The 12855-nt window shown below is 51.3% G+C and carries 11 protein-coding genes and 1 tRNA gene; 7 read left to right on the top strand and 5 right to left on the bottom strand.

The features are described 5' to 3' along the window. Positions 1 to 10: 10 nt before the first annotated feature. The 4 genes from GJJ30_RS28795 to GJJ30_RS28780 all read left to right on the top strand — a co-directional run bounded on the left by GJJ30_RS28795 (position 11) and on the right by GJJ30_RS28780 (position 2739). A complete protein-coding gene (locus GJJ30_RS28795) occupies positions 11 to 544 on the top strand; it encodes an LptE family protein (RefSeq protein ID WP_229313482.1) in 534 nt (177 codons plus the stop codon). 125 nt (positions 545 to 669) lie between these two features. Next, entirely contained in the window at positions 670 to 1545 is an 876-nt protein-coding gene (locus GJJ30_RS28790) for a DUF8458 domain-containing protein (RefSeq protein WP_154178608.1), read from the top strand. A 57-nt stretch (positions 1546 to 1602) separates the two neighbouring features. Continuing rightward, positions 1603 to 1974: a preprotein translocase subunit SecG gene (gene secG, locus GJJ30_RS28785; protein ID WP_154178607.1), complete on the top strand. Its 372-nt coding sequence runs from the start codon at positions 1603 to 1605 to the stop codon at positions 1972 to 1974. Between the two features lie 174 nt (positions 1975 to 2148). Then, positions 2149 to 2739 carry a hypothetical protein gene (locus tag GJJ30_RS28780; protein ID WP_154178606.1) on the top strand — a complete coding sequence of 197 codons (591 nt, stop codon included), beginning with the start codon at positions 2149 to 2151 and terminating at the stop codon, positions 2737 to 2739. A gap of 146 nt (positions 2740 to 2885) precedes the next feature. Here GJJ30_RS28780 and GJJ30_RS28775 read toward each other — a convergent pair whose 3' ends face one another. From GJJ30_RS28775 to GJJ30_RS28765, 3 genes are all read right to left on the bottom strand, one after another. Beyond that, positions 2886 to 3278, bottom strand: coding sequence for a DUF4870 domain-containing protein (locus tag GJJ30_RS28775; RefSeq protein ID WP_154178605.1), 393 nt, complete (start codon positions 3276 to 3278; stop codon positions 2886 to 2888). A 214-nt stretch (positions 3279 to 3492) separates the two neighbouring features. Beyond that, positions 3493 to 4407, bottom strand: a complete 915-nt coding sequence (locus tag GJJ30_RS28770; RefSeq protein WP_154178604.1) for an oxidoreductase — start codon at positions 4405 to 4407, stop codon at positions 3493 to 3495. Between the two features lie 79 nt (positions 4408 to 4486). Continuing rightward, positions 4487 to 5395, bottom strand: a complete 909-nt coding sequence (locus GJJ30_RS28765; RefSeq protein ID WP_154178603.1) for a helix-turn-helix domain-containing protein — start codon at positions 5393 to 5395, stop codon at positions 4487 to 4489. A gap of 127 nt (positions 5396 to 5522) precedes the next feature. On the opposite strand from GJJ30_RS28765, the gene GJJ30_RS28760 reads away from it, so the two are divergent. Further along, entirely contained in the window at positions 5523 to 5801 is a 279-nt protein-coding gene (locus GJJ30_RS28760; protein ID WP_154178602.1) for an Rdx family protein, read from the top strand. 31 nt (positions 5802 to 5832) lie between these two features. Here GJJ30_RS28760 and GJJ30_RS28755 read toward each other — a convergent pair whose 3' ends face one another. Together GJJ30_RS28755 and GJJ30_RS28750 are read right to left on the bottom strand one after the other, a co-directional pair. After that, positions 5833 to 9294 (bottom strand): pyruvate carboxylase, encoded by a 3462-nt coding sequence (locus GJJ30_RS28755; protein WP_154178601.1) that lies wholly within the window; start codon positions 9292 to 9294, stop codon positions 5833 to 5835. Positions 9295 to 9597: 303 nt separating this feature from the next. Continuing rightward, complete coding sequence (locus GJJ30_RS28750) at positions 9598 to 10983, bottom strand: MATE family efflux transporter (RefSeq protein WP_154178600.1); 1386 nt, start codon at positions 10981 to 10983, stop codon at positions 9598 to 9600. A 447-nt stretch (positions 10984 to 11430) separates the two neighbouring features. Between GJJ30_RS28750 and hflX the strand changes: the two genes are divergently transcribed. Together hflX and GJJ30_RS28740 are read left to right on the top strand one after the other, a co-directional pair. Beyond that, entirely contained in the window at positions 11431 to 12699 is a 1269-nt protein-coding gene (gene hflX / locus GJJ30_RS28745) for a GTPase HflX (protein ID WP_154178599.1), read from the top strand. Between the two features lie 78 nt (positions 12700 to 12777). Continuing rightward, positions 12778 to 12849: transfer RNA gene (locus GJJ30_RS28740), tRNA-Arg, on the top strand. Positions 12850 to 12855 lie beyond the last annotated feature (6 nt).

Raw genomic sequence — 12855 nt, 5'->3', positions numbered from 1 at the left:
AAAATTAGCAATGAACACCATAGGCCGCAGCCTGCTTCGTCTTCCACTATTCTATTCATTGTTCATTGTTCATTTTTCATTATTTGTTTCCTCCTGCGGAAAGTATTCTTTTACCGGTACGACGCTCGATCCGAATATTAAAACCATTACTGTCAATACGTTTACGACCTCGGCGGCTGGTGGTCCGGCGAACCTGACGTTACAGTTTACCGAAAAACTGAAGGAATATTACCAGCGGTACACCAATATGAAGGTGGTTCCCAACAACGGTGATATTGTGCTGGAAGGCTCCTTCACCGGCTATGACGTGTTGCCCGTTGCCGCCACGGCTTCCGACCAGGCTGCCCAAAACCGCTTGCAGGTAACCGTGCAGGTGCGGTTTTCCAATTCGAAAGACGAAACCAAAAACTTCGATCAGGCTTTTTCCTTCTATCAGGATTTTCCGGCTAACCAGACGCTCACGCAGAGTGAAAGCCGCCTGGTGCCCAAAATCCAGGATCAGCTGGTGCTGGACATCTTCAATAAAACGGCCGCAGATTGGTAAAATACCGGTTTTTGACCGCGAAGTGTCCACTTACTTCCTGTTAATTTTAACGGCTGCCGCGACCGGAAACTGATAACAATTCGTTAAATTTGACCAAAGCGACACCCCTACCCGTACCCTATCCAATGAACAAATTGGACAAAGAAACTTTTTCCTTTTGGGTCACCCACCCCGAAGAGTTGTTACCTGCTGATATTCAACCGTTAACGGAAGCGATTTCAGCCTACCCGTATTGCCAGTCGCTGTATCTACTGGCGGCCAAAGCCACTTCGGTTCACCAGAAAAGTCACGCCGTTGAGTACGTTCGGCAGGCAGCCGCACACGCGCTGAGCCGGAATGCGCTGCGCAAACTGATCGAAAATGAGTTTCAATGGTCCGAAAATCTCCTGAGTCGCCTGAATGAACTGTCGCTCAAGCAGGTCCCGATTCCCGACGATTACAAGAAAGAAAGCTACGAGTTGTTCAAACGGAAAGCCGAGCAAAATCATCCTTTTTCCTCAAACCCCATTTTCGATTTTGCCAAGTCGGTCGCTTTTGAAGAGCATCCGATTGCGGAAAGTCCGGAAGACGAAACGGAGCTGAAACCGGAGCCGATCGGAGAAGTTTTGCCGATTATCGACGAAGTTATTCTGGCCGAAAAGGAGATTCGAACCACGCTGGAACAGCAAAAATCGGCGGATGAACCCGTTGCGATGATCGAGTCCCCGGACCCGGAACGAAACCGCCAGTTGCAGATCATCGAAGATTTCATCAAAAGGGAACCGATGATTCAGCGTCCGCGCCTGAACACCAGCGAGCAGGCCGATCAGGAAGATCTGACGCGCCGGACGCCAGCCAATTCGGGCGTTCCGGTCACCGAGGCCTTCGCCCAAATCCTCGCCCGACAGGGTAAGTCCGACCGCGCGATTGACATTTACGTGAAACTAATGTTGAAAAATCCGGAAAAAAAGGTTTATTTTGCGGAGAAAATCGCGGCTTTAAAGGGGCCTCAAGATCAGTAAGTTACTCCTTTTCCATAATCATTACGCGTACTAAAATAACCGCAAGGGCGAATCGAAATGCTAACGGCAATCATTGTATTAATTTGTATCTGTACGGTACTGCTGATCCTGGTAGTACTGATTCAAAATTCCAAAGGGGGCGGTTTGGCCGGCGAATTTGGCGGACTGGGCTCCAATCAATTGATGGGGGTAAAAAAGACCACTGATCTTCTGGAACAAGTAACCTGGGGCCTCGGCATCGCTATCATGTTATTGACGCTTACCACGTATGTCGTTATCGACCGGAACCCCATTGGAGCAACGATCAACAGCGCCAATGTGGATGCGGCCGCTACAAAAACCGTTCCGGGTGCAGGCATGCAGGCTCCTGCTCAGCAAAAACCGGCCGCTCCGGCCACGGCACCCCAAAGCGGAACACCGGCCAAATAACCAGCATTCAGAGCCAGAAACTCCTTTTTTTAAGTCATTGACTTCCAGACCTGTAGGGATTAACAAACCGTACAGGTCTTTTTTTGATCATAATTTTTGGTTCAGAAAGTATAAACCGGCGGATTGGTTTCGTTGTAACTGAAGGTTTTGCATCCTGAATCTTCGCCCAGCCTGATGAGAAAAAGAGCCCTTGCTCCCATTGCCGTCGTTTGTTGTTTATTTGCAGCTTCCTGCCATCGCCCGTACGCACGCTACCAGCCCATCCCTGTCGAATCGTTTCGCTCTGCCGGAAAAACAAAACCGGTTTCGGCGTCCCGCGATTCAGTCGTCGTGCCGGAAACAGACTGGACAACTCTGGTTGACGAATCACCGGAACCCGAATTGCCAACGCCGGAATTCTATGCTTCATCGGCGGTTACTCCACCCACCCATTCGGCACATCAACGGGTTCGACCGGCAACGTCTGCTGGCAATACCCCATCAACTACTGAAAATTACGCCAGCAAGGTCGTCGCTCAACCCCGGCCCAAACCCGGTCAGAAGAAAACTTTACGGGAAATTCTGGGCCTCAAACCCCGCAAGAAATTAAACTGGTGGCAACGGATTCCCTGGCAACTCAAAGCGTCGATTCCGGTGATTGGCGTGGCCATCGTTTTTGCCGTTCTGCACATCAGCGTGCTGGCCATTATTTTCGGTTTACTCGGCGCTTTCCTCCTGATCCGCGGCCTGAAAAAATCATTCCGAGTCCGTCGTCCGTGGTTTTAGTGTAGGTTTAAGGTGTATCGTTTAAGGTTAAAAGCGGTTTGGAAGGCTTAAACTTCAAACCTTAAAAGCGCCCTTCAGGGGGTTGACGGCAGACCGCAGTAAGGTGAATCTGACTTTTCGATTGTCTCTAAACGATAAACCCTGAATTACTTTATAAACCGAATCACAAACGGATACTGGTAATATTCGCCGTTGTTGGCTTTTACACCGGCGAGGACGGCGAAAATGATGTTGAGCAGACCCAGAATAATCAGGATGGGGACACCAATAAAAATAAAAAACAGCAAAAAGGAGATGCAGTAGCCAATGGCCATCGTGATCTGAAAATTTACGGATTCTTTGCCGTGGTAATCCACGAAGGCGGATTTGTCTTTCTGAATCTGCCACACCACCACCGGCCCGATGATGTTTCCAAACGGAATGATAAAACCGGCCAGCGAACTCAGGTGAGCCAGCAAACCCCACATCCGTTCGTCGGAGGGGCTTAGGGGCGTTACGGATGACGGAGGAAGCGGGTTGTTGTAAGGTTGGTTTTCCATGATCGCAAGTAATTTAGTTGCAGCCAATTACGCCGAAAGAAACGGTTTTTGCAATCATAAGTTACAGGAATGGAACGAGAATCGGAAGGAGTCGCAAAGGAACGGATTAGCGGATTCCCGGGAATATTCACAAAACGGCCGAAAGAACGTTTTGGCTTTGACAGATCAAAAACCGGCGGGTTCTCTTTGGATGAAAACCGCCGGTTTTTATTCCTCAGGACTGAAATGATGCCGGATACTGCAGATTGGTAGCCTCTTCGGCAAAATCCCAGAGCTTTTTCGCCACGACTTCATCCTGTGCATGCGATTTCAGTGTCGATAGCACCGGAAATCCCCGATACCCATGGTCCTGATCGGGTTCGTAAAAACCGCCCGGCCTCACTTCGTCCGACACGGCAGCATACAACGAGGGCAGCGCACCCTGCCAGGGTTCCATCAGCGGACCCACCCGCTCGACGGCCGCCGTAAAAGCATCTTCACTCATGTACCGCGACAGTTCGGTTTTATTGGCACCGGGCTGAACCGCCAACGAAAGAACCGGGTCGCCGATGGCTGTGATCCGACGCTGCAATTCGAGGGCAAAAAGAATATCGGCCAGTTTGCTCTGCGCATATTCTCGCGTGGGATCGTAATCTTTTTCGGACCGTAAATTATCGAAATCGATCGCCCCCCGCCGGTAGGCGCCACTGCTGACCGTTACGATTCGCGAGCCGGAAGTTGCCCGGAGCAGCGGATGCAAATAACCGGTCAGGGCAAAATGCCCGATGAAATTGACACCAAATTGTAGCTCAAACCCCTCAGCGGTTTTCGACGGCGGTGGAGTCATGACGCCCGCATTGTTGATCAATACGTGAAGTTGCGGGTGGTTTTGCAGGAACGTTTCGGCAAACTGCCGGACCGAAGCCAGACTCGATAAATCAAGCCGTCCGGTTTCCAGCGTTCCTTTTCCTCCGAGATTCTTTAATTGAAGAAGTGCTTCTTCGGCCTTTTCCAGACTGCGGCAGGCGAGTATCACCCGCGCCCCCGCTTCGTATAAAGCCAACGCGGTTTCAAAACCGATACCGGCATTGGCACCCGTGACGATTACCGTTTTACCGGTTTGATCGGGAATATTTTTCTTTGTCCACATAACAGCATATTTTATGGAACAAAGGTCCGGAAAACCGCTGGCAGCGACGATACGGGAATGAAACCAAAAACTACAAAAATCAATCCGCGCCCGAGCTTCTGAATTTTTGAGCCGTTATTTTTGCCCGGTTTTTAAAGAAGCTGGAAAAATGGTTCGGTTCTTCGAAACCCAGGCTCCAGGCAATTTCGGCGATTGTCCAACTCGTGCTCTTTAGCAGAATTTTGGCTTCCTGAAGCACCCGCTCGCTGATCAGTTGCGAAGTGGTCTGGCCGGTTGTTTCCTTCAGTGCCTTGTTCAGGTGATTGACGTGAATGTTCAGTTGCCGGGCAAAAGCCGCTGGCGTGTTGAGTTGAATGACCTGATTACTCAATTCGATCGGGAATTGCCGTTCCAGTAATTCGGCGAACAAACCGGTGATGCGTTCAGCCGCATTTGAACCTGCGTGCCGGTTTCCAGCCAGCGGCCGCATTTTCTGTGCTCCGTGAACCACCTCCATCAGCAGATTGCGCAGGAGATCGTATTTGTAAGCGTAATCGCCCTGTAACTCATCCAACATCCTTACAAACAGAGCTTTGTAACTGGCAGCTTCGCTCTCATTTAAAGCGATTACAGCCGAATCTGCGTGTTGAAAAACCGGGTAGTCGCTGATGCTGCCAAACCGGCTGAAAAATGCCTCCGTGAAAATGCACATAAAACCGGTCTGCTCTTCACTGATGATTTCCCAGAAATACGGAATCATCGGGTTGGTAAAAACCAGAACGCTGCCGTTCACTTCGATACTCTGATCGGCATAATGAATTTTACTGTGACCGGTGACCAGCGTCATCTTAAAAAAATTGCGACGGGTATAATTGACCGGTTTGTGAGTAGGCAGCCGAATGTCTTCCACCTTAAAAATATTGAAGTGACCCACTTCATTTTTGGGGTATTCCGACGTTCGGTTCAGAATGTTTTTATAAAACGAGTCAAGTCCAACGAAAGCAGCCATCGAATCAAATATACAAAAATCAAATCGTGAATAAATCGACTTGGGTGGATTCGGATAAAATAGGCGGTTTTTCGCACGCTCTTTATCTGTAAATTGGGACGATTGTAACGATTCTTTCCAGTTTCTCATGAAACCTACTGTAACCCTTGAATATTGCCCGAAATGCGGCTGGCTGATGCGTTCGGCCTGGATGGCGCAGGAGCTCTTAACCACCTTTACCGACGATGTACACGGTGTTCTGCTGCATCCGTCAGAAATCAGCGGGCGGTTTTCGGTCTGGATTGATGGCGTGAAACTATTCGACCGGAAAGAGGCCGGGCGGTTTCCGGAAATTAAAGAATTGAAGCAGTTGGTCCGCGATGTCGTCAATCCGGAAAAACCGCTGGGACATTCGGATAAAAAATGAGGGATCTGAAAACCAGATCCCTCGCGATTCGTTAACTCAGTTCGACGACCCAGTCGTCCTGCACCACGACCATTCCCTCTTTCAGAACCACCTGCTTGACAGTTCCGGCGCGGGGCGCGGCCACGATGCTTTCCATTTTCATGGCTTCGATTACAAACAGTGGCTGGTTTTTGGCGACCACATCGCCTGGCTTGACCAGAATTTTCGTCAAACGGCCCTGCAACGGGGAGCCCACGTCGCCGTCCTTGCTGACTTTGGCATTCGCCTGAAAATCAACCTTCTGTGATCTATCGCGGACCTGAACCTGGCGGCTCTGGCCGTTCAACTCGAAGGTAACTGTCCGCATACCCTGCTCATCGGGTTCGGAAACGTAGAGCAGGCGCACCAGAATATTTTTACCTTCATCGATCTCAATTAGAATCTCTTCGTTCTCTTTCAGGCCGTATAAAAAGGCCGGAGTCGGAATGATGCTGACATCGCCGTGTTCCTCAATGGCTTTATAATACTCTTCGTAGACTTTCGGATACATCTGGTACGAGAGGTAATCGAGGAAGCCTTCATTCTGCGGAAATTGCTCTTCAAAATTCTTGAAGTCTTCTTCAAAATTGATCGGCGCCAGTTTCTCGTTCGGGCGACCGGTGAGCGGCTCTTCACCTTTCAGCACAATCTCCTGAATTTCATGCGGAAAACCCCCATACGGCTGCCCCAGTTCACCTTTGAAAAATCCTTTTACCGATTCCGGAAACGAAAGCGAGGCCCCGCGCTTGAAGATATCGTCGGCCGTCAGGTTGTTCGACGTCATGAACAACGCCATATCGCCCACGACTTTCGACGAAGGAGTCACCTTAACAATATCGCCAAATAGTTGATTAACAACGACATAGTTCTTCTTCAGCGTTTCGAACTTATCGCCCAAGCCGAGCGCAATAGACTGCGGTTTCAGGTTCGAATACTGCCCGCCCGGAATCTCGTTCTGGTACACTTCCGCACTTCCGGCTTTCATGCCCGACTCAAAGGGATAGTACCATTCCCGAACATCTTCCCAATAGTTGGAATAGGCATTCAGTGAGTTCAGATCAATCGCACTTTCGCGCTCATGACCCTGTAACATGGCTACCACCGAGTTGAAGTTCGGTTGAGAAGTTAGCCCGGATAATGCGCCCAGCGCACAGTCGATAATGTCAACGCCCGAATCAACGGCTTTCAGGTAAGTTGCCGCCTGAATCGACGATGTATCGTGCGTGTGCAGGTGAATCGGAATGCTGACGGCCTGTTTCAATTCGCGTACCAGCACTTCGGCTGCCAGCGGTTTCAGCAAACCGGCCATGTCCTTGATTGCCAGCAGGTGAGCCCCTTCGTCTTCCAGCTGACGGGCCATGTCGAGGTAATACTGCAACGTATACTTGTGCTGCTCGGGCGCGAGCATGTCGCCGGTGTAGCAGATCGCAGCTTCGGCCAGGGCGTCGGTTCGTTCGCGAACGGCCCGGATGCTGACCTTCATGGCCTCCACCCAGTTCAGCGAATCGAAAATCCGGAAAACATCGATGCCGGATTCCCACGATTTTTCAACGAATTTCTCGATCAGGTTGTCCGGATAGGCCGAATACCCCACCGCGTTGGAACCCCGGAACAGCATCTGCAGCAGCATGTTCGGCATCGCTTCGCGGAATTTCTTCAGCCGCGTCCAGGGGCTTTCGTGCAAAAACCGCATGGCAACGTCGAACGTGGCCCCGCCCCAAACTTCCATCGAAAACAACTCCGGGTGGTTTTTGGCGAATCCTTCGGCGACATTCAGCAGATCTTTGGTCCGCACGCGGGTCGCCAGCAACGACTGGTGGCCGTCGCGGAAAGTGGTGTCGGTGTATAAAACCGGTTTCTGATCGCGGACCCACTCGACGAATTTATCACGCCCCAGTTCCGTCAGGCGGTCTTTGTTTCCTTTGGGATAAGCGCCGTATTGATCAAAAACCGGGATGATTGGCGTCCGGAATTTCTGGGCCGGACCTTTGGAACCCGGTTTCACTTTCACTTCGGGATTGCCGTTGACGACCACGTCCGCCAGGTAATTCAACGCCCGGGTCGAGCGGTCTTTCGGCTTGCGGAGGTCAAAAAGTTCGGGATGGTTTTCGATGAACGAAACCCGCGCGTCACCCGCCTGAAAAATCGGATGGTCGATCACGTTCATCAGGAACGGAATGTTGGTTTTCACCCCGCGAATCCGGAATTCGACCAGCGCCCGTTTCAGCCGCTGGGTAGCCCCCCGAAGTGTGCGGCCCCGCGCCGAAACCTTCACGATCATAGAATCGAAGTAGGGCGAAATTTTTACGCCGGGATACGAACTGCCTTCGTCGAGACGAATCCCAAAACCGGCGGCATTGCGGTAGGCGATGATGGTTCCGAAGTCGGGACGGAAACCGTTGGCCGGGTCTTCGGTCGTAATCCGGCACTGAATCGCGTACCCGTTCAGCGGAATCTCATCCTGGTGATTGATGTAAATTCCGTTGTCCGACAATTTGTACCCCATTGCAATCAGGATCTGCGTCCGGACGAGGTCGATACCGGTTACTTCTTCTGTGATCGTGTGCTCAACCTGAATCCGTGGATTGACTTCGATGAAGTAAATATTTTCCTGTTTGTCGACCAAAAACTCGACCGTACCGGCGTTGGAATAATTCGCCTGCCGACCGATTTTCAGGGCGTATTCGTAGAGTTTATTCTTGGTTTCCTGTTTTAAGCCAAACGAAGGTGCCACTTCCACAACCTTCTGAAAACGACGCTGTACCGAGCAATCCCGTTCGTACAGGTGGACAATATTGCCGTGGGTATCACCCAGCAACTGCACTTCAATGTGCTTGGGATCGACGACGAATTTTTCCAGAAAAATCGTATCGTCGCCGAACGCGTTGCGGGCTTCGTTGCGGGCTTCGTTGAATGATTTTTCAAATTCCTCTTCCTGCCGAACCACGCGCATCCCGCGTCCTCCGCCACCGGCTACCGCTTTGATCATCACCGGAAAACCGATCCGCCGGGCTTCCGATATTGCGACCGAAAAGTCTGATATATCGATCCGGCTATCTGGAATCATTGGTACGTCAGCCGTTGTTGCCAGGTTTTTGGCCCGCACTTTATCGCCCAGCGCTTCCATTGCTTCCGGCGTGGGGCCGACGAAGATGATACCTTCTTCCCGGCACCGGCGCGCCAGGGTCACATTCTCCGATAAAAAACCGTAACCGGGATGAATGGCGTCCACTTTCTTGTGTTTCGCCAGTTGAATAATACCTTCAATATTCAGGTACGGCTTCAGCGGTTCGTCGTCGCGACCAATCTGGTAGGCTTCGTCCGCTTTGTAGCGGTGCAGCGAATAGCGGTCTTCGTAGGTATAGACAGCGACGGTGGTGATTCCCAACTCGGTAGCGGCCCGCATGATGCGGATGGCGATTTCGCCCCGGTTGGCGACGAGCAGGCGTTTAATCGGGCGAATGTAATCTTTCATAAGTCCCAAAAAATGCAGGATGGGTTTTTGAAATTGGTGAACAATACAGCAAGTTTAGGGAAAAGTTTGAAAAAAGCAGGATTTACCGAATGTTCATTGGAAAAGACTGGTTTTTCGTGAAATATTGCACATTTCTTGTTTTTGTTCCTATTCCCTTAAAAGCTGAGTAGTACGTTTACCTGCGAATGATGACACGTACTGCAGAGACAAAATGGTTGTAGAACACAAATCGATATTCTGCTTCATCCTAAAGTAACCTTATTTCGGTCAGCGGTTTTTTCTGAAAAACCGCTGACCGAAATTTTACACCTGCACCAGCTTCCAGCGCCCTCTCCTGAATACCAGAACTGCAATCACCGCCAGCAGGGATTCGCTGAAAGCGACCGACCAGAACACGCCTTCCGCGCCCCAGCCGAGCGTATTGGCCAGCAGATACGCCAGCGGTATTTCGATCAGCCAGAAACACACAATATTGATCAGCGTGGGCGTTCGGGTATCCCCTGCCCCATTGAGCGCCTGACTGATCACCATGCCGTAAGCGAAAAAGACGTAGCCTAAACAAAAGATTTTGAGACATTTCACGGCGATTGCCACCACAGTGGGTTCCCGGTTGAAAATGCCGACAATCTCAGCCGCGGCACTGTAAAATAAAATACCAACGCCCAATAGAAACAGCATGTTGCAGAAAGCCGCCCGCCAGGCCGAGGTTTCGGCCCGATCCGGTTTTTCCGCCCCCAGATTCTGGCCCACCAGCGTAGCGGCCGCGTTGGCCATACCCCAGGACGGCATGATCGTGAAAATCATGATCCGGATCGCGATCGTATACCCCGCCACGACATCGCTACCAAACGTTGACAAAATACGCGTCAGAAACACCCAACTGGCCGAACCCACCAGAAACTGAGCCGTTCCACCGGCGGCAATGCTGAGCAGATTCCGAATGATGCCGGTATCCGGCTGGAAATCAGCACCCTGAACCTGCACATCCCGGCCGTTGCGCATCAGGCTGTACAGTTGATAAATGGCTCCCGCCGAACGTCCAATGGTTGTGGCAATCGCTGATCCGATGACGCCCATTTCGGGTACCGGGCCCCAGCCGAAGATAAAAACCGGGCACAGCAGAATGTTCAGACCGTTGGCAATCCAGAGCGAGCGCATCGCCGTGGAGGCTTCGCCGGCACCCCGCAAACAACCGCTCAACGTATACAGCAAAATGATGGCCGGTGAACTGGCGAAAATCAGGCGGGTAAAACCGGAGCCCCGGCTGATGAGCTGTTCGTTACCGCCCATTAACCGCAGAATATCTTCGGCAAAAACCGCCCCCGGAATACCGATCAGCAGGGCGACGGCGATGGAAACCAGGATGACCTGTGCCACGGATTTTCCGGCTTCGCGGGCGTTTCCTTCTCCCACCCGGCGCGAAACCAGCGCCGTGGCCGCCGTGCTCAGCCCAATCGCAATGGAATAGACAATCGTTAAAACCGACTCGGTCAGCCCGACCGTCGCAACGGCTTCGGTGCTGATTTTGGCCACAAAAAAGACATCGACAACCGCAAAAAGCGATTCCATTACCATCTCCAGCACCATCGGAACCGACAGCATAAAAATGGCCCGGTTGATGCTACCGGATGTATAATTGCTTTCTGTACCGCGCAATGCGGCCATTAACAGGCGAATAAATTTCGTCATGGATGAAAAAGAAGTAACAGGCGACAGAATCGCCGAATAGAAAAACAGCTTGAATAAAGGAGTTCAGCCCGTCGATCGATCTGATGAGACGGTTGAATAAACAGCGGAAGGGACCCTTAGCGGGTGAAAGTGGTCATCGGCTTTTAGCTTTGAGACGGCAAATGTACGGAAAGTTTTTTCCTGAAAAAGCAGGATTGAGCAAACGGTATTATTTTTTTGAGAAAATTTTGTTAATTTTGCACCGCTTAAAGTAGTACGCCCATGAAAGTATTTGCCGATTTCGGCCCCTTCCGCTTCCGCTAAAAACCGTATTTGCATTCGACGGTTGTATTCCTTATTCTCATTTGTAAATTGAGGTGATTGAAACCGCTACGGGCGGGTTTTTGCGTGTTTTTCGGCACCAAAACCGCCATTCGCGTGTTCACTACCTTTGTAACTCCATTCCATATGATTGAAACACACAAACAGCCCGAAACCGCGGTCCTGGTGGCTTTGGTGACGCAGAAGCAGTCGGCCGAAAAAACGCAGGAATACCTGGAAGAACTGGCGTTTCTGGCCGAAACTTCGGGCGTTATTACGGTAAAATCGTTTGTACAGAAACTCGACCGGCCCGACACCCGGACGTACGTTGGTAAAGGAAAGTTAGAAGAAATCCGCACGTTCCTGATCGACAATCCGGTCGATACGGTTATTTTCGACGACGATCTGACTCCCTCGCAGGTCCGAAATCTGGAAGCCAGTCTCCCCGAAATCAAGGTGCTGGATCGCAGCCTGCTGATTCTGAATATTTTCTCGATGCGGGCGCAAACCGCCCAGGCCAAGTTGCAGGTCGAACTGGCGCAGTACCAGTATATGTATCCGCGATTGACCCGGATGTGGACCCACTTAAGCCGGATGAAGGCCGGGGTGGGAACGCGGGGTCCGGGGGAAAAGGAGCTTGAAACTGACCGCCGGATTGTGCAGGATCGGATCGCGTTCCTGAAAGAAAAGCTGGAAAAGATTGATAAACAGAGTGCTACGCGCCGGAAAGAACGCGACCGGCTGGTGCGGGTGGCGCTGGTGGGCTACACCAACGTGGGCAAATCGACGCTGATGCGGACGCTGGCCAAGGCGGATGTGTTTGCCGAAAACAAGCTGTTCGCGACGGTTGACTCAACGGTTCGCAAAGTGGTTCTGGGTAATATTCCCTTTCTGCTGACGGATACCGTCGGTTTTATCCGCAAATTACCTACGACGCTGATCGAAGCCTTTAAATCGACATTGGATGAGGTGCGCGACGCGGATATTCTGCTGCACGTGGTCGATGTTTCCCATCCGTCGGTTGAGGAACACATCGGGATTGTCAACGATATTCTATCGGAAATCGGCGTCGGCGGACCGGCAGGCGAAAAGCCTACAGTCTTGGTTTTCAACAAGATAGACCAGTTTGAACCCCGCGACGAGTGGATGCATCCGGAAGACGATTTCGACGACGACCTGCCGGTAGCAATCCGGAAGCAAACCGCGCTGGATTACCTAAAAAAAACGTATCTGACGCAGAAAGCCGAGCACGTAGTTTTCATTTCCGCCGAGACGCGCGAGAACCTCGACGAGTTGCGTAACCTGCTGTATACGATGGTGAAAGAGAAGCATTACGCCATCTATCCCAACTGGCTGGACGTACCGCTGGGCGACTGGGCCGAGCAGACCGACGATACCGGTAATTTTGGTAAATAGCAGATTTCTAAGCATTTTTGCGGGTAAATACCGTATTTACAAACCTGCCAGGTCTCGGAGACCTGACAGGTTTTATTTGGTCTCATAGTTCAACGGATAGAATAGAAGTTTCCTAAACTTTAGATCTGGGTTCGATTCCCGGTGGGACCACACAAA

The sequence above is a fragment of the Larkinella terrae genome (genome assembly GCF_009668025.1).
Taxonomy (GTDB): Bacteria; Bacteroidota; Bacteroidia; order Cytophagales; family Spirosomataceae; genus Larkinella; species Larkinella terrae.
Note: the sequence above shows the minus strand (reverse complement) of the source record. Positions and strands in the feature narration are given on the sequence as shown.